Origin of the sequence: Streptomyces longispororuber (assembly GCF_014656095.1) — a bacterium.
Lineage (GTDB): Bacteria > Actinomycetota > Actinomycetes > Streptomycetales > Streptomycetaceae > Streptomyces > Streptomyces longispororuber.
In genome coordinates this window covers 20,356-39,899 of the sequence record NZ_BNBT01000055.1, presented here as the reverse complement: position 1 = coordinate 39,899, position 19,544 = coordinate 20,356, and the positions used below count along the sequence as shown (strand labels likewise).

At 73.6% G+C, this 19,544-nt stretch carries 19 protein-coding genes; 11 read left to right on the top strand and 8 right to left on the bottom strand.

Features of this window, described 5'->3' with window-relative positions; all coding sequences use genetic code 11:
• Nucleotides 1-108 precede the first annotated feature (108 nt).
• The 3 genes from IE330_RS18780 to IE330_RS18770 are packed head-to-tail and all read right to left on the bottom strand — an operon-like array spanning nucleotide 109 to nucleotide 2,223.
• Nucleotides 109-936 carry an AIM24 family protein gene (locus tag IE330_RS18780; protein ID WP_190137202.1) on the bottom strand — a complete coding sequence of 276 codons (828 nt, stop codon included), beginning with the start codon at nucleotides 934-936 and terminating at the stop codon, nucleotides 109-111.
• Entirely contained in the window at nucleotides 933-1,583 is a 651-nt protein-coding gene (locus IE330_RS18775) for an AIM24 family protein (RefSeq protein WP_190137201.1), read from the bottom strand. Before IE330_RS18775 ends, IE330_RS18780 begins: the two co-directional genes overlap by 4 nt.
• A 1-nt stretch (nucleotide 1,584) precedes the next feature.
• Nucleotides 1,585-2,223, bottom strand: a complete 639-nt coding sequence (locus tag IE330_RS18770) for an AIM24 family protein (RefSeq protein ID WP_190137200.1) — start codon at nucleotides 2,221-2,223, stop codon at nucleotides 1,585-1,587.
• 155 nt (nucleotides 2,224-2,378) lie between these two features.
• Between IE330_RS18770 and IE330_RS18765 the strand changes: the two genes are divergently transcribed.
• From IE330_RS18765 to glxA, 7 genes are all read left to right on the top strand, one after another.
• Nucleotides 2,379-2,723 carry a DUF3817 domain-containing protein gene (locus IE330_RS18765; protein WP_190137199.1) on the top strand — a complete coding sequence of 115 codons (345 nt, stop codon included), beginning with the start codon at nucleotides 2,379-2,381 and terminating at the stop codon, nucleotides 2,721-2,723.
• A complete protein-coding gene (locus tag IE330_RS18760) occupies nucleotides 2,720-3,016 on the top strand; it encodes an MTH1187 family thiamine-binding protein (RefSeq protein WP_190137198.1) in 297 nt (98 codons plus the stop codon). Before IE330_RS18765 ends, IE330_RS18760 begins: the two co-directional genes overlap by 4 nt.
• Before the next feature lie 204 nt (nucleotides 3,017-3,220).
• Complete coding sequence (locus IE330_RS18755; protein ID WP_190137197.1) at nucleotides 3,221-3,946, top strand: hypothetical protein; 726 nt, start codon at nucleotides 3,221-3,223, stop codon at nucleotides 3,944-3,946.
• On the top strand, nucleotides 3,943-4,623 hold the full coding sequence (locus tag IE330_RS18750; RefSeq protein WP_190137196.1) for a DUF4166 domain-containing protein: 681 nt from the start codon (nucleotides 3,943-3,945) through the stop codon (nucleotides 4,621-4,623). Before IE330_RS18755 ends, IE330_RS18750 begins: the two co-directional genes overlap by 4 nt.
• The gene (locus tag IE330_RS18745) at nucleotides 4,620-5,249 is read left to right on the top strand and encodes a TetR/AcrR family transcriptional regulator (protein ID WP_190137195.1); all 630 of its coding nucleotides are present in this window, start codon (nucleotides 4,620-4,622) and stop codon (nucleotides 5,247-5,249) included. Before IE330_RS18750 ends, IE330_RS18745 begins: the two co-directional genes overlap by 4 nt.
• 628 nt (nucleotides 5,250-5,877) lie before the next feature.
• The gene (locus tag IE330_RS18740; RefSeq protein ID WP_190137194.1) at nucleotides 5,878-7,653 is read left to right on the top strand and encodes a glycosyltransferase family 2 protein; all 1,776 of its coding nucleotides are present in this window, start codon (nucleotides 5,878-5,880) and stop codon (nucleotides 7,651-7,653) included.
• A 3-nt stretch (nucleotides 7,654-7,656) separates the two neighbouring features.
• Nucleotides 7,657-9,636: a radical copper oxidase GlxA gene (gene glxA / locus IE330_RS18735; RefSeq protein ID WP_190137193.1), complete on the top strand. Its 1,980-nt coding sequence runs from the start codon at nucleotides 7,657-7,659 to the stop codon at nucleotides 9,634-9,636.
• 48 nt (nucleotides 9,637-9,684) lie between these two features.
• Here the strand turns inward: glxA and IE330_RS18730 are convergent, their stop codons facing one another.
• The 3 genes from IE330_RS18730 to IE330_RS18720 all read right to left on the bottom strand — a co-directional run bounded on the left by IE330_RS18730 (nucleotide 9,685) and on the right by IE330_RS18720 (nucleotide 12,683).
• Complete coding sequence (locus tag IE330_RS18730; protein WP_190137192.1) at nucleotides 9,685-10,437, bottom strand: 2-phosphosulfolactate phosphatase; 753 nt, start codon at nucleotides 10,435-10,437, stop codon at nucleotides 9,685-9,687.
• Between the two features lie 56 nt (nucleotides 10,438-10,493).
• Complete coding sequence (locus IE330_RS18725) at nucleotides 10,494-11,528, bottom strand: glycoside hydrolase family 6 protein (RefSeq protein WP_190137212.1); 1,035 nt, start codon at nucleotides 11,526-11,528, stop codon at nucleotides 10,494-10,496.
• A 171-nt stretch (nucleotides 11,529-11,699) separates the two neighbouring features.
• Nucleotides 11,700-12,683: an ArsR/SmtB family transcription factor gene (locus tag IE330_RS18720; RefSeq protein WP_190137191.1), complete on the bottom strand. Its 984-nt coding sequence runs from the start codon at nucleotides 12,681-12,683 to the stop codon at nucleotides 11,700-11,702.
• Nucleotides 12,684-12,850: 167 nt separating this feature from the next.
• Here IE330_RS18720 and IE330_RS18715 point away from each other — a divergent pair, with 167 nt between their 5' ends.
• From IE330_RS18715 to icmA, 4 genes are all read left to right on the top strand, one after another.
• On the top strand, nucleotides 12,851-14,191 hold the full coding sequence (locus tag IE330_RS18715) for an MFS transporter (RefSeq protein WP_190137190.1): 1,341 nt from the start codon (nucleotides 12,851-12,853) through the stop codon (nucleotides 14,189-14,191).
• Nucleotides 14,192-14,235: 44 nt separating this feature from the next.
• Nucleotides 14,236-14,745 (top strand): MarR family winged helix-turn-helix transcriptional regulator, encoded by a 510-nt coding sequence (locus tag IE330_RS18710; RefSeq protein WP_190137189.1) that lies wholly within the window; start codon nucleotides 14,236-14,238, stop codon nucleotides 14,743-14,745.
• Between the two features lie 67 nt (nucleotides 14,746-14,812).
• Entirely contained in the window at nucleotides 14,813-15,145 is a 333-nt protein-coding gene (locus IE330_RS18705; protein WP_190137188.1) for a DUF3817 domain-containing protein, read from the top strand.
• A gap of 72 nt (nucleotides 15,146-15,217) precedes the next feature.
• On the top strand, nucleotides 15,218-16,918 hold the full coding sequence (gene icmA, locus IE330_RS18700) for a coenzyme B12-dependent isobutyryl-CoA mutase large subunit (RefSeq protein ID WP_190137187.1): 1,701 nt from the start codon (nucleotides 15,218-15,220) through the stop codon (nucleotides 16,916-16,918).
• Between the two features lie 254 nt (nucleotides 16,919-17,172).
• On the opposite strand, the gene IE330_RS18695 is transcribed toward icmA, so the two are convergent.
• The gene (locus IE330_RS18695; protein WP_373314681.1) at nucleotides 17,173-18,600 is read right to left on the bottom strand and encodes a sensor histidine kinase; all 1,428 of its coding nucleotides are present in this window, start codon (nucleotides 18,598-18,600) and stop codon (nucleotides 17,173-17,175) included.
• Nucleotides 18,597-19,310 carry a response regulator transcription factor gene (locus IE330_RS18690; RefSeq protein ID WP_190137186.1) on the bottom strand — a complete coding sequence of 238 codons (714 nt, stop codon included), beginning with the start codon at nucleotides 19,308-19,310 and terminating at the stop codon, nucleotides 18,597-18,599. The genes IE330_RS18695 and IE330_RS18690 overlap by 4 nt, the downstream gene beginning before the upstream one ends.
• Nucleotides 19,311-19,544 lie beyond the last annotated feature (234 nt).

Genomic DNA, 19,544 nt, shown 5'->3' with positions numbered 1-19,544 from the left:
CTACCTAAGAAGTTGAATGGTGAACGAGTGTTGGGGTGTGAGACGGCTCGCACCCCCCGGGTGACCGAGGGGCACAGGCGTTCGCCGTCACACTCCGCAGACTACCGCTCACAGGCCGAAGCGACGCTGGAGGTCTCCTAGTTGTCCGGGAAGGCGCGGTCCGGACGGCTGCTGTCCACGATGGCCAGGTTGCCCCCGGCGGCCGGAGGAGCCGGAACCGCCCTGGCCGTCGTCGGAGCCGCGGGCGCCGGGCACCCCGGCCTGCTGCGGCACCGCGCCGGTGGCCACCTCGTCCATCAGCGACTCCGAGGACTGGAGCAGCACCGTGCCCGCGCCGACGAACTCGAACTGGTGCTCCTCGCCCGACGTTCCGCCGATCCCGGTCAGCGCGCGCAGGCCGCCGAGCACCCCGGTCATGTACCCGTGGTCGTAGTGGTGGCAGGGGGAGGGGCAGTCCGCCCAGCCGACCAGCGCCTGCGGGTCCACCCGGATCGGCGGCTCCATGAACACCACCGGTCCGCTGGAGACGGCCACGAACTTGCCCGTGCCGATCAGCGTCAGGAAGCCGGGGACGATGGACTGCTTGAGTGAGAGACTTGGCTGAAAAGCGAGGAGGTTGCCCGCGCGGATGGTGAGGTTGCCGTCCTCCAGGTCGTAGGAGTTCGCGTCGAAGGCGCGGTCGGCGAGCAGCATCTTGCCCTCGCCCTCGGCCACCACCCAGTCGCTCGCGTGCAGCGGGGAGTGGAAGGACGTGCGCAGGAGGCGGTCGAGGCGGCCGTGGCCGACGCCGTTGAAGTCGATGCGCCCGTAGTAGGCGATCATCTTGCCCTTCTGCAGGAACCACTGGCTGCCGCGGAGCTCCACGCAGAAGGTGTACGCGTTGACGTTGTCGTCGCTCGGCAGGGTCGCCGGGTCGAAGATCACGGGTGTGGTCACAGCTTCTCCTCCGAACCCTGGACGTACACCACGCCGGTGCCGCTGAGCTCCAGTTGGAAGGCCTCTCCGGAGCCACGGCCCACCATGTCGCGCCAGCTCAGCGCCGTGGAGAGGCGGTTGCGCACATCGCCTTGGTGCGCCACGTAGGACTGCGGGTCGACGTGCACCGGGCGCTGCGGGGTGATGGGCAGCTCGACGACGCCGCCGTGGGCCATGACGGCGACGGCGCCGTCGCCCTTGAGGGTCGTGGTGAACAGGCCCTGGCCCGAGACCTGGCCGCGCACCATGCCCATCACGCCGCCCTGCGAGCCGAGGAACGCCGTGCCCTGCCGCAGGGTGCCGTCGAAGGCGAGCAGGCGGTCCGCCTCCACGTACAGCGTGTCGCCGGTCAGGGTGATCACGTGGACGTGGTGGCCGCCGTGCCCGAACATCACCGTGCCGTCGCCCTCGACGGTCATCAGCGGGACGGACTCGTCGGCGACGCGGCGGCCGATCATGCCCATCAGGCCGCCCTGGCCGCCGGTGAGGTTGGGGGTGAAGGAGACCTCGCCCTTGTAGGCGAGCATCGCGCCGCGCTGGCTGAACAGCTTCACGCCGGGGCGCACCGTCGCCTCGATCATCTTCGGAGTGACTTCACGGAACGGCATGTCACACGTCTCCCGCGATCGTGTCCCGCTCGCTGGGCTGGACGTACACCAGGCCCTCGCCCTCGAAGCGGATCTGGAAGGCCTCGCCGCCGCCCTCGCCGAAGAAGTGGCGGAAGGTGACGCCGGACTGGAAGCTCTGCTTGAGGTTGCCCTGGTGCGCCACGTAGGCGCCCGGGTCGACGGTGAGCGGGTGCTGCTTCGTCACGCGCAGGAGCACCGCGGGGCCGTCGGAGATGATCGCCGCCTGCCCGGTGCCCTCCACGGTCGTGGTGAAGACGCCGTTGCCCTGGCTGGCGCCGCGCAGGCCCGTGAACGTCGTGCCGGTGCGCAGGGTCGCCTCCACGCACAGGACGTTGCTCGACTCCACGTACAGCTTCTCCCCCTGGAGGTGGACGAGGCTGATCTCCGCGGCGCGGTCGGCGAACCAGCACGTGCCGTGGCCCCGCACCTCCATCACCGTCATCTGTTCGTTGGTCAGCCGGCGCGTGACCATGCCGCGTATGCCCTCGCCGCCCCCTGTCAGCTTCTTGAAGTTCATCGTGCCGTCGTAGGCGACCATCGAGCCGTTCTTCGCCTTGACCGAGTCGCCCGTCATCTCGACGGCGAGCACTCTGCTGTCCTGCACCCGGAACGTAGCCACGACAGCGAAGGTAGCCGGGGCGCGGCGTCCGGCGACAGGGTTTCCGACCCTGATCGCACCCTGGCCGAACCCTGGCGCGACCCTGATGCCACAATGAGGGACGCTTGTGCATCCGTTCACAAGATCGACGTCGACCCGCCCCTCGAAGGTGACCCGTGGACATCAACACCGCTTCCGCACTCCGCCGCCTCCGCCTCATCTCCGTTCCGGAGGCCGTGTCCTTCCTGCTCCTGATCGTCTGCTCGGTGCTCAAGCGGACCACGGACTTCAACGCCGTGCCGGCGATGGGCATGATCCACGGCGTGCTCTTCATCCTCTACGTGCTGTTCTGGGCCGACGCCTGGAACCGCACCAAGTGGAGCCTGAAGACCGCCGCCCTGTACTTCGTCCTCTCCGTGCTGCCCGCCGGCGGCTTCTTCGCCGACCGCAAGCTCAAGCGGGAGGCCGAGGCCGCGGTCATCGCCTCCCGCGCCCGCCGCGAGGGGGTCGTGAACGCGTGATCGTCGCCTTCTCCGTGACGCCGCTGGGCGTCGGCGAGGACGTGGGGGAGTACGTCGCCGACGCCGTGCGCGTGGTGCGCGAGTCCGGGCTGCCGCACCGCACCGACGCGATGTTCACCTCGGTCGAGGGCGAGTGGGACGAGGTGATGGACGTGGTCAAGCGGGCCGTGGCCGCGGTGGAGGCCCGGGCGCCCCGGGTCTCCCTCGTCCTCAAGGCCGACGTGCGGCCCGGGGTGACGGACGGCCTGACGTCCAAGGTGGAGACCGTGGAGCGGCATCTGTCCACGGGCTGAGCCCCGACGCGCCCCAGTCTTCTGGCCCCCTGCCGGGTTCTCCGGCGGGGGGCTTTCGCATGCCCGCGGGGGCCCGCCGGGGGCCGTACGAGGCCTGCGGGACGTCCCAGGGCGGTTGAGCGAGTGCTCAAAATGCTGGTAGCTTGCGCGCGACGGTGTTTGAGCAGTCGCTCAAACAAGGCTGTGAGCTGGGGGGTAGTCGTCGTGAGCCTGTACATCGAGGCCTTGATCCGGGTCGATGTCGACGTGCTCTGGGAGCACACCCAGGAGCCCGCTCGGCACCAGCGGTGGGATCTGCGCTTCACGGAGATCGATCACCTGCCCGCCGCCGCGGGCGAGCCGCAGCGCTTCCGGTACGCCACGCGCGTGCTGCCCTTCCTCACCGTCTCCGGGGTCGGCGTCAGCGCGGGCGAGAAGCGGCGGCCCGACGGCACCCGCACCTCGGCGCTGCGGTTCGCCTCGGCACATCCGCTGTCGCTGCTCGCCGAGGGCAGCGGCTACTGGCGGTACGTGCCGACCGGCGACGGTGTGCGCTTCCTCACCGGCTACGACTACCGGCCGCGCTGGGGGCGCGCCGGGGCGCTGGCCGACCGGTTCCTGTTCCGCCCGCTGATGGGCTGGGCGACGGCCTGGTCCTTCGACCGGCTGCGGCTCTGGCTGGAGCGCGGCGTCACGCCCGAGCGGGGGCTCGTGCGGGCCGTTGCCGAAGCCGGGGCGCGTGCGCTGTGCGTGGCCGCCGCGGTGGCGGTCGGCGGGCCCGTGGCCGGGCTCGCCGCCGAGGTGGCGGCGGTCCTGGTGCCGCCGCTGCCCGGGACGCCCGCCGCGCGGCGCTGTCTGCGCGCCCCGCGGGAGCGCGCGCGGGCGCCCCGCCTCCTCGACCGCCTGCCCGCCGCCGCGACCCTCGCCGAACCCAAGGAGCAGTCCGCATGACCTCGATCTTCCGTACCGTCCTCGGCGACGGCTTCGAGCGGCTCCACCCGCAGCTCCAGCGGCGGTTCTCCGTCGGGCTCGACAGCGGCGAGGCCTGCGTCGGGCGGGGAGTGATGGACCGGATCTGGCACGGGCGCGGCTTCGTGAAGCCGTTCCTCGCGCTGGGCGGCACCCGCAACATCCTCGTCCCGCGCACGGGCCGGAACATCCCGTTCACCATCGAGAACGTGCCGTACGCCGACACGTTCGGCCGTGAGACGGTGAGCTTCGTGCGCACCTTCCACTTCCCCGGGCGGGCCCGGCGGTTCGACGCCCAGATGGTCCTCGCCCCCGAGGGCGACCGCGTGCTCGACTACCTCGGCACCCACCAACACCTCGCCAGCGACCTGCACTTCACGGCGCGGCCGGACGGCTCGCTGGTCATCCGCTCCGGCGAACACCGGTTCCGCGAGGGACCGGTGGACGTCCGCGTACCGGACGTCGTCGGCGGCGACGCCGAGGTGCGGGAGTCGTACGACGACGCCGCCGGGTGCTTCCGCGTCCAGGTGCGGGTGGTGAACCGGTACGTGGGGCCGCTGTTCGGGTACGAGGGGTCCTTCCGGGCCGAGTACCGGGACGTGCGGCGGTGCGGCGTGCGGCCGGGGCTGCGGCCGGTGCGCGAGGAGGCGCGCGCGTGAGCGCCGCGACGCGGGAGAAGTTGCTGGAGGGGGCCCTGCGGACGCTCACCGAGCAGGGCATCGCCAAGACGTCCGCGCGCAGTGTCGCGGCGGCGGCCGGGGTGAACCAGGCGCTGGTCTTCTACCACTTCGGGTCGGTGGACGAGCTGCTCTCGGAGGCGTGCCGGTACGGCACCGAGCAGCGGGTCGCCCGCTACCGCGAGCGGCTCGCCGCGGTGTCGACGCTCGGGGAACTCCTGGAGTTCGGGCGGGTGATGCACGAGGAGGAGCGGGCCGCGGGGGCGGTGGCCGTGCTCGGGCAGCTCCTCGCCGGGGCGCAGACGCAGCCGCGGCTCGCGGCGGCGACGGCCGCGGGGCTCTCGCTGTGGGTGGCGGAGGTCGAACAGGTCCTCGCGCGGGTGCTGGGCGCGTCGCCGCTGGGCGGGTTCGTGGACGTGGTGGGGCTCGCGCGGGCGGTGGCGGCGTCGTTCGTGGGGATCGAGCTGTACGAGGGGGTGGACGCGGAGGGGGCTCGGCGGGCGCTCGATGCCCTGGAGGAGCTGGGGGCGCTGGTCGCCGCCCTCGACGACCTCGGGCCCGTGGCCCAGCGGGCCCTGCGCCACCGCCTCCGCCGCGCGACGCGCTGACCGCGCGGGGCAACGGGGGCCCGGGCGGCCCCGGAACCCCACCCGACACCCGGGCGGCCCCTCGGCGGGGCCGGGCCCCTGTGCCCTGGCGGGGCCGGGGCCCTGTGCCCCTGCGAGGCGGCACCTCGGCGGGGCCGAGCCCCCGCGTGACGGCGGGTCGGCACCTCGGCGCAACCGGGCCCCTGTACAACGGCCGGGCGGCACCTCGGCGCTGTGCCCACCCGTCCCGCCCTGCGGGACGTTTGCCCACAGCGACGACGGGGCGCTCGCTTCGGGGTGCCCCGCCCCCGCCGAGAAGTGCCCCCGAGTCCCGCTGTCGGAGCCGGGGAGAGTCGGGTGGGTGGGTGGGAAAGTCCGCCGCGGACGCGGCGGTACCGGGGGCGCCACGGGTGGCGCTTTGCGTCGGGGTCCGGCTGTCGGAGCCGGGGAGAGTCGGGTGGGCGGGTGGGCGGTAGGGCCCGGGGCGGTAGGGCCCGGGGCGGTAGGGCCCGGGGTGGTGGGCCCGGGTGCAAGCCGGGGCGGCCGGACCTCGCGTACACCACCCAGGCAGCCCCGCCCAGTTCGACACGCCGTCGTATGTCCCTTTTCGTGTGGGTATCGGCTCGTTCGATGACCAGAGGAGGGCGCTGTGCGGCCGGAGGGCTACGACTACGACACCCACAGCCGGCTGGCCGGACCGCTGACCGAACCGGAGGACGGTGGCGGCTACCGGGTCCAGTACCGGTCGCTCCTCGCCGGCGAACCCCACCGAATACGCGCCGTCCTCCTGATGACGCTGGCCCCCCTCCTGACCGGCGCCCTGCTCGTGTACCTGGTCTGGCCCGCGCACTGGACCGAACGCGAGGGCGGCGACCGCTGGCTGGTCGGCCTGGATGTCACGATGCTGGTCGCGATCGGGCTGATCGAGGTGTTCATGCTGGTCAACGTGGTGTCGATCGCCCACGCGACGATGGTGGCCCGCGACCCCGTGCCCGTCGTGCCCGAGCCGGGCACCCGCGTGGCGTTCCTGACGACGTACGTCCCCGGCAAGGAGCCGCTGGCCATGGTGCGCGCCACGCTCGAAGGCGCGGTCCGCATAGAGCACACCGGACCCATGGACGTGTGGCTGCTCGACGAGGGCGACGACGACGAGGCGAAGGCCCTGTGCGCGGAGCTCGGCGTGCGGCACTTCACCCGCAAGGGCGTGCCCGAGTGGAACCGCGCGAAGGGCCCGCACAAGGCCCGCACCAAGCACGGCAACTACAACGCCTGGCTCGCCCGGCACGGCGGCGCCTACGACTTCTTCGCCTCCGTCGACACCGACCACGTGCCCCTGCCGAACTTCCTGACCCGGATGATGGGCTTCTTCCGCGACCCGGACGTGGCGTTCGTCGTCGGACCGCAGGTGTACGGCAACTACACCTCGCCGGTGACCAAGGCCGCCGAGTCCCAGCAGTTCCTCTTCCACGCGCTGATCCAGCGCGCCGGCAACCGCTACCGGGCGCCGATGTTCGTCGGCACCAACAACGTCGTCCGCATCTCCGCGCTGCGCCAGGTCGGCGGCCTGTACGACTCCATCACCGAGGACATGGCCACCGGCTTCGAGCTGCACCGGCACAGGAACCCGGCGACCGGGCGGCACTGGCGCAGCGTCTACACCCCGGACGTGCTCGCCGTCGGCGAGGGCCCCGCCTCCTGGACCGACTTCTTCACGCAGCAGATGCGCTGGTCGCGCGGCACGTACGAGACGGTGTTCCAGCAGTACTGGAAGGCGCCGTTCTCGATGCCCCCCGGACGGCTGTTCTCGTACACGCTGATGCTCGTCTACTACCCGATGACGGCCGTCAACTGGCTGCTCGGCGTGTTGAGCTGCGTGCTGTTCCTGTGGTTCGGCGCGTCGGGCACGCAGGTCGCGGCCTCCGTGTGGCTCATGCTCTACAGCGACGCCGCGGCCCTGCAGATCGGGCTCTACCTGTGGAACCGGCGGCACAACGTCTCGCCGCACGAACCCGAGGGCTCGGGCGGACTCGCGGGCATGGCCATGTCCGCCCTGTCCGCGCCCATCTACGCCAAGTCGCTCGGCTCGGCGATCCTGCGCCGCCCCTGCCGCTTCGTCGTCACCCCCAAGGGCGGCGGCACCACCGCCGACCGGCTCCTGACCTTCCGCATCCACCTGTTCTGGACGGCGGTGCTCGGCTGTTCCCTCGTCGCCTCGTTCGTCCTCGGCCACACGCACGTGGCGATGCGCACCTGGGCCGTGCTCGCCATGGCCATCTCCCTCGCCCCGGTCGCGGTGTGGAGCGTCACCGCCGCCCAGGAGCGCCGGGGCCGCAGGGCCGCGGCGCGGCAGCGGTCCGCGGAGCCCGGGACCGACGGCGAGCCGGAGCCCGCGTTCGCCACCGGCACGACCTCGGGAGGTAACTGACCCATGGCCCCGCGGTTCACCAGACTCTCCCAGCGCACCAGGAAGATCGCCTTCGGCGCGGGCGCCGGCGCGCTGCTCATCGGCCTCAACGCCCCCGCGGCCATCTCCTTCGCCGAGGAGAAGTACCACGCGTACAAGATCTCCCGGCCCGGCTACAAGAAGAAGTACGGCTCCTGGAAGCAGCTCGACATCCCGAAGGAGTTCCGGACCAACGCCATCCACGCGGCGCTGCTGCACACCGGCAAGGTGCTGATCGTCGCGGGCTCCGGGAACGAGCAGAAGAAGTTCGACGCCGGGTCCTTCGACACGGTCCTGTGGGACCCGAAGAAGAACACCTTCAAGAAGGTGCCGACCCCGGAGGACTTCTTCTGCGCCGGGCACGCCCAGCTCCCCGACGGACGGCTGCTCGTCGCCGGCGGCACGGCCCGGTACGAGCTGCTCGACGGCGAGGTGGAGCGCGCCGGCGGCGGCATGCGCGTCAAGAACGAGAACCCGGACAAGTCGATCGTCCTGAAGAAGGGCACCAAGTTCCGCTCGCCGTCCGGGGTCGAGTACGTCAGCAAGTTCGACGTGGAGGTCCCGAAGGCCGAGCGCGACTTCGAGATCTCGTACGCGAAGTCCGGCGAGATGAAACCCTGGAAGACGAAGATCCTGGCGAGCGAGGCGCGGGTCTTCGTGGAGGCGGTCCGCAAGGGCGAGGAGTCGGTCGCCGAGGAGTCCGCGCAGTACGAGATCGAGGGCCTGAAGGGCAAGGCGGCCGACAACACCTACGGCATCGCCGAGAAGCTCACCCTGGAGAAGCAGGACTTCCAGGGCATCAAGGCGGCCTACGAGTTCGACCCGGTGGCCGAGCGGTACGTTCCCGTGGAGCCGATGAAGAAGGCCCGCTGGTACCCGACGCTCGTGGGCCTGGAGGACGGCCGGGTGCTCGCGGTGTCCGGGCTCGACGACGTCGGCGTCATCGACCCGGGCGACAACGAGATCTACGACCCGAAGACCAAGAAGTGGACGGAGGGGCCCAAGCGCTACTTCCCCACCTACCCGGCGCTGTTCCTCACCAAGGGCGGCAAGCTCTTCTACCCCGCCTCCAACGCCGGGTACGGCCCCGCCGAGAAGGGCCGCGAGCCGGGCCTGTGGGACCTGAAGAGCAACAAGTTCACCAAGGTGCCCGGGCTCGCCGACCTCGACCAGACCGAGACGTCCGCGTCCGTGCTGCTCCCGCCCGCCCAGGACCAGAAGGTGATGATCCTCGGCGGGGGCGGCGTCGGCGAGTCGGACAAGGCCACGCGCCGCACGGCCGTCGTCGACCTCAAGCAGGACAACCCGTCCTTCCGGACCGGGCCGCGACTGCCCCAGGGCACCCGCTACCTGAACAGCGTGATCATGCCGGACGACACCGTCTTCACCACCAACGGCTCCTCCGACTACCGCGGCCGCAGCGCCAGCAACATCCTCAAGGCGCAGTTCTACGACCCGAGGGCGAACGCGGGCCGGGGCGCCTTCCGCACCGCCGCCGAGCCCACCGTGGGCCGCAACTACCACTCCGAGGCGCTGCTGCTGCCCGACGGCCGCGTCGCCACCTTCGGCTCCGACCCGCTCTTCGACAACGAGCAGAACACCAAGCTCGGCCACTTCGAGCAGCGCATGGAGATCTACACGCCGCCCGCGCTGCACCGCTCGGGCAAGGACCGGCCCGTCCTCGGCGCCGGACCGCAGGTGCTGCCGGACGACGGCCGCGCGACCTTCCGCACCGCGCACCCGGAGAGGATCGCCTCGGCCCGGCTGATGCGCCCGAGCGCCGTCACCCACACCACGGACGTCGAGCAGCGCTCCATCGCCCTCGGCGTGACCAAGGGCCAGGGCTCGGTGACGGTGGACGTACCGCGCGGCGACGCGGCGCTGGTGCCGCCCGGCTGGTACATGCTCTTCGTGACGGACACGGAAGGGGCCTCCTCGGAGGCCAAGTGGGTGCACGTCACCTAGCCGCGCCACCAGGCCTCGACCGGGGCACCCCTCGGCGGCCGGTGCGGCTCAGGCCGGGACGAACGCCCCGTGCCGCAGCACCGGCACCTGGGTGCTCGCGTCCAGCTCCGTCGCCACCGCCACGTCCTCGGCGAAGCCGCCCGCGGCCAGCTCCCGGCCGGAGGAGCTGCCCGCCACGGCGGCGCCCACGTCGACGGCCGCGGCGAACGCGGACGCGGCCGTGGCGGCCTCCGGGGACAGCCCGGTGCGGCCCTGCGCCCGCAGCGCGGCGATCACGGCCCCCGCGCCGAGCAGGTCCTCCACGGCGGGCCGCAGGCTGCCGTCGGGCCACCGCTCGCCCGCCGCGATCACCCCGACGGGGCGTTCGGCGGTGCCGTGCCCCTGCCCGGCGAGCCACCGCCCGACGGCGGTGCCGTTGCGCAGCGACCCGGCGGCGACGGTCGCCGCGCCCGCCGATGCCGCGATGGCCGAGCCGTTGGGCGAGGGCAGCACGAGACGGGGCGTGAAGGGCGCGCGGCGCAGCGCGGCCGGGGAGAGGGACCACGGCGAGTCCGCGGTGACGGCCCGGCGGCCCACCGCGAGGTGGGCGTCGACCTCACGGGCGAAGGCCGTCGCGCTCTCGTCGCGCCACGGGCAGGGGAAGACCCGCGCGCCCGACTCCACGGCGACGGACACCGACGTGGTGAACGACAGGACGTCGACGATCACCAGGCAGGACACCGCCGGGGCGAGCTGCTTCGCCCCGGCCGGGCCCCACTCGAACCGGATGCCGTGGCCCGCTTGCGACAAGTCTTCGCGCATGGGCCCCGAGGCTGCCAGTCCCGGGCGCCTTTTGGCCAGGGCGGTCGGCAAGTGGGCTACGCCTTCGCGTTGCGCACCAGGCCGAGGGCGTAGTCGGGCCACCACTCGCCGGCCGCGGGGCCGCCGCGGCAGGGGCCGTCGGAGTCGCCGGGGCGCTTGATCCACAGGTAGGCGTCGAGCAGCGCGTCGCCGGTCCTGTCGGTGGGCGGGGTGCCGAGGCCGCGGCCCGGCGGGTTGCACCAGGCGTCCTCGCGGTCGCCCGCGAGCGGGCCGCGGCCGTTGCGGCTGGTGTCCATGACGAAGTGCTTGCCGCCGACGGTGGCGGAGAGCGCCCGGCCGTACCGCTTGGTGGTCTCGTCGCTCTGGAAGTTGGAGACGTTGAGCGAGAAGCCGTCGGCCTTCGCGACGCCGGCCCGCCGCAGCGGCTCCGTGAGCTTGCGGGCGTCGGTGATCCAGCCGGGGTTGCCCGCGTCCAGGTAGACCTTGACGCGCGGCTGCCGCTTGAGCCGCTGGATCGCCTCGGAGAGCAACTGGTAGCGCTCCTCGTGGTACTGGGCCGGGGTGCAGCCGTCCACGATGTGCGGGATCGCGTCCGGCTCCAGGATCACCAGGGCCGGGCTGTCCCCGATGGCCTCGGCGAAGGAGCCGAGCCACGTGCGGTAGTACTCCGCGTCGTGGGCGCCGCCCGCGGAGTGCTGGCCGCAGTCGCGGTGCGGGATGTTGTACGCCACGAGCACCGCCGTGCGGCCCCCGTCGGCGGCGCCCCGGGTGGCCTCGCGGATGTCCGGGGCCGGGTCGTCGCCCGCCGGCCACACCGCCATCGGCTGCTCGGCGATCCTCCTGAGCGCCTGCGCGTCCCGGGTGCGGCCCTTGCGCTCCCACTCGCGCACCTGCCGCGCGGCGGCGCTCTCCGGGTCGACCCAGAAGGGGTGCGCGGGCTTCTTCGTGGCGGTGGCCGAGGGGGCGGCGCCCTGCTCCTTCGTGCCGGAGCCGCCGGAGTCGCCGGAGTCCGGCCCGGACGAGCACCCCGCCGCGAGCCCGAGGGCCGCGACGGCCGTGAGTGCCGTGAACGTACGGAGCAGCCGGTGCATCCAGCCCCCTAGGGCGATGGTGACGTACGGGTCGGTGCCGGGCAATCCTGGCATAGGGCATTAATCGCTCGGGGGTGCGACACCACCGCGGCGGCGGGTGTCAGCCGCCCGTCGGACAGCGTGCGCGGGCGTACGGGCGCTCCGCGTGCGCGCGGGGCGCACAGCGGCTGCTCAGCCGCCCGTCGCCAGGGCGGCGCCGAGCGGCGTGCGCTCGTACAGCACCTGATGGCCGTACCGGCGCGCGTGGAGCAGGCCCGCCGCCCGCAGGGTCGACAGGTGCGCGGAGACCGAGGACGGGGCGAGGCCGAGGCGCCGGGCGAGCGCGGACGTGGTGGCCGGTTGCGCCAGCGCCGTCAGGACGGCGGCGCGGTTGCGGCCCAGGAGGCGCGCCAGTGCCTCGGGGGTGTGCTCCGCGGGCGCCGCCCACCACTCCGCGATGCCGCGCGCGGGGTACACCAGGGTCGGCTGCCACGGCGGCTCGAACCCGCTGATCACCTCCGGCCAACTGAACACGCTGGGCATGAGCACCAGGCCCTGCCCGTCCAGGCGGCGCGCGTGGCGGCCGTGCCAGCGCGCGGTCAGCGTGGTGCCCGCCTCCCAGGCGAGCCGCCGGTCGAGCTCCGGCAGCAGCGCCCCGAGGCCCACCTCCGCGAGGCGCCGCGAGTGGTACGCCACGTCCGCGTCGAGCAGGGCCCGCAACCGGGGCCAGTGCGGCTCCACCAAGGCGTGCCACGCCGCCTCCAGCACCCCCGCCAGCTCCCGTACCGAGCGCGCCGGGTCCTCCAGGAGCCGGCGCCCGAGCGGGCTGTCCGCCGCGCCGGGCGTGTCCGCGAGGGCCTTGGCCAGGTCCGCGCGGGCGGCCTTGGGGTCGGCCGCGCGGACCGCCGCGATCTCCTCGGCGAAGGAGGCGGCCGGGCCCAGCGGCGGCGGCCCGAGGAAGTCGGGGTTGTGCCCGCGCACGGGCATCAGCAGCCACAGGGCCGCGAGGTCGAGCGCGTCGGCGGCCGCCCGCGTCCGCCGCAGCCACCACGTGTGGGGGCCGTGCCGCCCGGGCGGCTTCAGCGCCCGCACCGCCGCCTGCGTCTCCCACAGCGGTGACACGGCGAACCGGCAGCGCAGCAGGTCGGCCTCGCCGAAGTGCAGCTCGAAGGGCACGGGACTCCTCCGCGACGGGGACGGCGGCGGTGGCGGGGACAGCGGGAACGACGGGGAAACGGCGGTGGCGACGGGAACGGTGGCGGCGGTGGACGGGGACGGGCGGCCATGATTCGGCCGCAGCCGAAACTCTAGGAGCCCTACCCGGCCCCCGCCAGGGTGGGCGCATGCCTGAGGAAGCCACCCGCGCCGCCGCACCCGACGCCGAGGACGCGCCCCCGGCCGCCGAGCCCGGCGGCTACCGGCGCGTCTTCGCCGTCCGCGAGTTCCGCGCCGTCTTCGCGGCCCACGCCCTGTCGCTGCTCGGCGTCGTCGTCAGCGAGATCGCGCTGACCGTCCTCGTGTACGAGCTGACCGGCTCGCCGCTGCTCAGCGCGCTGGCCTTCGCCCTCGGCATGCTGCCGTACCTCGTCGGCGGGATGCTGTTCGCCGGGGTCGCCGACCGGTACCCGCCCCGGCGCGTCCTCGTCTCCTGCGACCTGCTGTGCGCCGCGTGCGCCGCGCTGATGGCGCTGCCCGCCACGCCGGTCGCCGCGCTGCTCGGGCTGCGCTGCGCGATCGCCGCCGTCGCGCCCGTCTTCAACGGCACGCGGATGGCCACGCTCGCCGACGTCCTCGGCGACGGCGACCTGTTCGTCCTCGGGCGCTCGCTGCTGCGGATGGTGTCGCAGAGCGCCGTCCTCGTCGGCTTCGGGCTCGGCGGGGTGCTGCTCACCCTCGTCCCGCCGCGCGGCGCCCTGGTGATCACCGTCGGTACGTTCGCGGCCTCGGCGGTGCTGCTGCGCTGCGGCACGCGGCGGCGGGCCGCGCCCGGCGCCGGGCGCCGGCCCGGCGGCGGGACGGCCCTGCTGCGCCACTCCCTGGCCGGGACGCGCGAGGTCCTCGGCGACCGCCGGCTGCGGGCGCTCCTGCTGCTGTTCTGGGCGCCGCCGATGTTCGTCGTCGCGCCGGAGGCGCTGGCCGCGCCGTACGCGGAGCAGATCGGCGCGGGCCCCGCCGGGGTCGGCCTGCTGATGTGCGCGATGCCGGTGGGCACGATCGCGGCCGAGCTGTACGCGGGCTCCGCGCTCACCGCCCGGGCCCGCGCCCGGATCGTGCTGCCGCTCGCCGCCACCACGCTGCTGCCGCTGCTCGTGTACGCCGCCACGCCCGGCCTCGCCCTCGCCGTGCCCGCGCTGGTGCTGGCCGGGGCCGGGTCGGCGTACACGCTCGGGCTCGACCGCTGGTTCGTGGACGCGGTGCCCCGGGAGCTGCGCGGCCGCGCGATGACCGTGCACACGACGGGACTGATGACGCTCCAGGGCGCCGGCATGGCGCTCGCGGGCCTGGCCGCGGAGTTCTTCGCGGTGAGCACGGTGGTCGCGGCGGCGGGCGCGCTGGGCACGGCGTGCTGCCTGGCGCTCGCCGCGGAGGTCCGGGCGACGGCCCGGCGGCGCCCGCCGCCCGCCGTCCCGTGCCCCGCCACCGGTGACCGCACCCCGGAAAACGAACGTACGGCCGAATCGTGAGACCGGGGCTGACCACCCCCTGACCGGCGGCTAAGGTCGACGCTGTGCCGAAGCCGCTCAGCCTCCCCTTCGATCCCATCGCCCGTGCCGACGAGCTCTGGAAGCAGCGCTGGGGGTCCGTGCCCGCCATGGGCGCCATCACCTCCATCATGCGCGCCCACCAGATCCTGCTCGCCGAGGTCGACGCGGTGGTCAAGCCCTACGGACTGACCTTCGCGCGCTACGAGGCCCTGGTGCTGCTCTCCTTCTCCAAGGCGGGCGAGCTGCCGATGTCCAAGATCGGCGAGCGCCTCATGGTGCACCCCACCTCCGTGACGAACACCGTCGACCGGCTGGTCAGGTCGGGCCTGGTCGCCAAGCGCCCGAACCCGAACGACGGCCGCGGCACCCTCGCCTCCATCACCGCCAAGGGCCGCGAGGTCGTCGAGGAGGCCACGCGCGAGCTGATGGCGATGGACTTCGGCCTCGGCGTGTACGACGCGGAGGAGTGCGGGGAGATCTTCGCGATGCTGCGGCCCCTGCGGGTGGCCGCGCAGGACTTCGAGGACGCGTGAGCGGGGGCCCGGCGTCCCCCCAGGGTCGCCCGAAGATCGCGTAAACCGGACGGTTACGCTCATACGCATGAAACGAAGCGTGCTGACCCGCTACCGCGTGATGGCCTACGTCACCGCCGTCATGCTCCTCATCCTGTGCGCCTGCATGGTGGCCAAGTACGGCTTCGACACGGGTGAGGGCCTGACGCTCGTCGTCTCGCAGGTCCACGGCGTGCTCTACATCGTCTACCTGATCTTCGCCTTCGACCTGGGCTCCAAGGCCAAGTGGCCGTTCGGCAAGCTCCTGTGGGTGCTGGTCTCCGGCACCATCCCGACGGCGGCGTTCTTCGTCGAGCGCAAGGTCGTGCGCGAGGTCGAGCCGCTGATCGCCGACGCGCCGGCCGCCGTCGCCAAGGCGTAACCGCACCGCCACGGGGCGTCCCGTGGCGGTCGCCCATCGACATTTGCTAGGACGTCCTAGTAAATTCGAGGCATGGACGCTCACGCCATCGAGGAGGGCCGCCGCCGCTGGCAGGCCCGGTACGACGCCGCGAAGAAGCGCGACGCCGATTTCACGACGCTCTCCGGTGACCCGGTCGAGCCTGCCTACGGGCCCCGGCCCGGGGACACGTACGAGGGCTTCGAACGGATCGGATGGCCGGGCGAGTATCCGTTCACGCGCGGTCTGCACGCCACGGGATACCGCGGCCGCACGTGGACGATCCGCCAGTTCGCGGGGTTCGGCAACGCCGAGCAGACGAACGAGCGCTACAAGATGATCCTCGCCGCGGGCGGCGGCGGCCTCTCCGTCGCCTTCGACATGCCCACGCTCATGGGCCGCGACTCCGACGACCCGCGCTCCCTGGGCGAGGTCGGCCACTGCGGCGTCGCCATCGACTCGGCGGCCGACATGGAGGTCCTGTTCCGGGACATACCCCTCGGCGACGTCACCACGTCGATGACGATCTCCGGCCCCGCCGTTCCCGCCTTCTGCATGTACCTGGTCGCCGCCGAGCGCCAGGGCGTCGACCCGGGGATCCTCAACGGCACCCTGCAGACCGACATCTTCAAGGAGTACATCGCGCAGAAGGAGTGGCTCTTCGAGCCCGAGCCCCATCTGCGCCTCATCGGCGACCTCATGGAGCACTGCGCCCGTGAGATCCCCGCGTACAAGCCGCTCTCCGTGTCCGGCTACCACATCCGCGAGGCCGGCGCGACGGCCGCGCAGGAGCTCGCGTACACCCTCGCCGACGGCTTCGGGTACGTGGAGCTGGGCCTGAGCCGCGGCCTCGACGTCGACGTCTTCGCCCCCGGCCTGTCCTTCTTCTTCGACGCCCACGTCGACTTCTTCGAGGAGATCGCCAAGTTCCGCGCCGCGCGACGGATCTGGGCCCGCTGGATGAAGGAGGTCTACGGCGCCCGGACGGACAAGGCGCAGTGGCTGCGCTTCCACACCCAGACCGCCGGGGTCTCGCTCACCGCCCAGCAGCCGTACAACAACGTCGTACGCACGGCCGTCGAAGCCCTCGCCGCGATCCTCGGCGGCACCAACTCCCTGCACACCAACGCCCTCGACGAGACCCTCGCCCTGCCCAGCGAGCAGGCCGCCGAGATCGCGCTGCGCACCCAGCAGGTCCTCATGGAGGAGACCGGCGTCGCCAACGTGGCCGACCCGCTGGGCGGTTCCTGGTACGTCGAGCAGCTCACCGACCGCATCGAGGCCGAGGCCGAGAAGATCTTCGAGCAGATCAAGGAGCGGGGCCTGAGGGCCCACCCCGACGGGCAGCACCCCATCGGGCCGATGACCTCCGGCATCCTGCGCGGCATCGAGGACGGCTGGTTCACCGGCGAGATCGCCGAGTCCGCGTTCCGCTACCAGCAGGCCCTGGAGAAGGGCGACAAGCGGGTCGTCGGCGTCAACGTCCACCACGGGTCCGTGACCGGGGACCTGGAGATCCTGCGGGTCAGCCACGAGGTCGAGCGCGAGCAGGTGAAGCTCCTCGCCGCGCGCAAGGCCGCGCGGGACGACGCCCGGGTGCGGGCGTGCCTGGACGCGATGGTCGCTGCCGCGCGGGACGGGTCCAACATGATCGGGCCCATGCTGGAGGCGGTGCGGGCGGAGGCCACGCTCGGGGAGATCTGCGGGGTCCTGCGGGAGGAGTGGGGGGTGTACACGGAGCCGGCGGGCTTCTGACCCGGCTGGGGGCTCTCCCCACTGTGCCCATCAGCGCGCTCCGCGCGCGGGCGCCCCTTCCCGAAACCAGGGGGCTCCGCCCCCTGGACCCCCGACAATCGCGCTGACGCGCTCGTCCTCAAACGCCGGACGGGCTGAAACTCTCCGGTGCCGCCCGGCGAAAGTTCCAGCCCCTCCGGCGTTTGAGGAGCGGGGTCTGGGGCGGAGCCCCAGTTTCGGGAAAGGGGCGGGTCCGGGGCGCCCCCCGCGAGGGCCTACGGCCAGGTGAGGCGGAAGAGGGCGCCGCCGCCAGGGGCCCGTTCCGCGTGGAGTTCGGCGTTGTGGGCGTGGGCGATCTGGCGGGCCATGGCGAGGCCGAGGCCGGAGCCGGGCAGGGCGCGGGCCCTCTCGGCGCGGTAGAAGCGGTCGAAGACGTGGGGGAGGTCCTCCTCGGCGATGCCGGGCCCGTGGTCCCACACGGTCAGCTCGCGCCGGGAGAGGGCCACCTCCACCGGCCCGCCCGGAGGGCTGAACTTGGCCGCGTTGTCGAGGAGGTTGGTGACGAGCCGGGCGATCCTGCCGGGCACGCCCGGCAGGGTGAACCCGGCCGCGTCCGGCGCCGCGTCGAACGTGAAGACCACCCCCGGCCAGTGCCCGCGCGCCGCCTCCACCACGTGCGCCACGAGCGGCGCCACCGCCACGTCTTCGAGGAGCGGCCGCGGCTCCTCCTCGCGCGCCAGCTCGATGAGGTCGTTGACCAGACCGGTCACCTCCCGGAGCTGCCGGGCGAGGGCGCCCGAGGCCCGGTCGCGCTGGGCCTCGTTCAGCAGGTCGGCCCGGGCCAGCAGCTCGGCGTTGGTCCGCAGCGCGGTCAGCGGTGTCCGCAGCTCGTGCGAGGCGTCGGCGACGAGGCGGCGGCGGGCCGCGACGGACTCCTCCAGCTCGCCGAGCATGGTGTTGAACGCGGCGGCGAGACGCGTGATCTCGTCCTCGCGGCCCGGCGGCCCGGGCGGCAGCTCGATGCGGTGCCGGGCGTCGCGGGTCGCCGCGATGCGCTCGGCGGTGGCGGTGAGCCGGGCCACGGGCGCGAGCCCCGTACGGGACACCCAGGAGCCGCCGAGCGCGGACAGCAGGACCCCCGCGCCGCCCACCACGGACAGGATCGCCGCGGTCTGCCGGACCCCGCGCTCGGCGATGTCCGCGCGCAGGGCGACCTGCACGGCGGTGCCCTTGCCGTAGGTGGTGGTGAGCATGCGGCCCGGCTTGCCGCCGGGCAGGGTGAGGCTCGTGTAGTACGGCGCCCGCTCGCCCGCGGCGACCCGGCGGGTGGCGGCGGACACGGGCAGCAGCCACGGCTCGTCCGGGTCGTCGGCCGCGTCCGCGGGGACGAGCTGGGAGCAGGCGGGCGCGCCGAGGAAGCGGCACTCGCCGGTGACGACGCCGCGGTCCCGGCCCCGGTGCTGCTGGGCGATGAGCGTCGCGGACTGGGCGAGGTTCTGGTCGAGCTGCTGGTACAGCTTGTAGCGGATGACGAGGAACGCGGCGGCGCAGACGCCGACCGCCACGACGGCCACGGCGGCGGACGCGGCCACCGCGAGCCGGGTGCGCAGCGGGCGGCGGCGGCGCCAGCGGGCCCCGAGGGCGCGGCGGGCGCGGCCCTCGCCCTCCGTGCGGGTCTCGCCCTCGGCGCGGGCCGCGCTCACGGTGTACCGAGCCGGTAGCCGACGCCGTGCACGGTGTGCACCAGGCGGGTCTCGCCGCCCGACTCCAGCTTGCGGCGCAGGTACCCCACGTACACCGCGAGGGAGTTGGAGTCCGGCCCGAAGTCCCGGCCCCACACCGCCTCGTGGATCAGCTCGCGCGGCAGCACCTGGCCCGCGTTGCGCAGCAGCAGTTCGAGGAGCGTGGCCTCGGTGCGGCTGAACTCGACGCGGCGCCCGGCGCGCAGGCCGGTGCGGGTGCGGGGGTCCAGGGTGAGGTCCCCGTACGCCAGGGTGCCGTCGCCGCCCGGCCCGTCCGGGCCGTCCGGGTCGGGGGCCGCCCGGCGCAGCAGCGCGCGGACGCGGGCCACCAGTTCGTCCAGCGCGAACGGCTTGACCAGGTAGTCGTCGGCGCCCGCGTCGAGGCCGTCGACCCGGTCGCTCACCGCGTCCAGGGCGGTCAGCACGAGCACGGGGACGCGGTCCCCGGCGGCCCGGAGCCGGCGGCACACGGCGAGGCCGTCGAGGACCGGCATCATCACGTCGAGCACGACGAGGTCCGGCTCCCAGCGGGCGACGGCGGTGAGCGCGCGGTGGCCGTCGGGGGCGCCGCGGACCAGGTGGCCGGCGACGGTGAGGGCGTCCTCCACGGCCGCGCGGACCTCGGGGTCGTCGTCGACGACCAGCACCTTCCTCGGCGGGGCGGTCTTCACGGGGTGGTCACCTGGGCTGTGGGCCTTCCCTGGGCCGGGAGGGCTGCCCCTGCCGGGGCCGGGGTGGTTGCCCCTGCCGGGGTGGTGGCCCCTGCCGGGGCGTGCGTTGCGCCGTCCGGCGGGTGCGGGTCGTCTGGGGCCGGTCGCGCAGTTCCCCGCGCCCCTTGGGGGGTCTGGGGTGCGGTTGTTGTCTGCGGGTTGTGTGGGGCTGGGCGCGCAGTTCCCCGCGCCCCT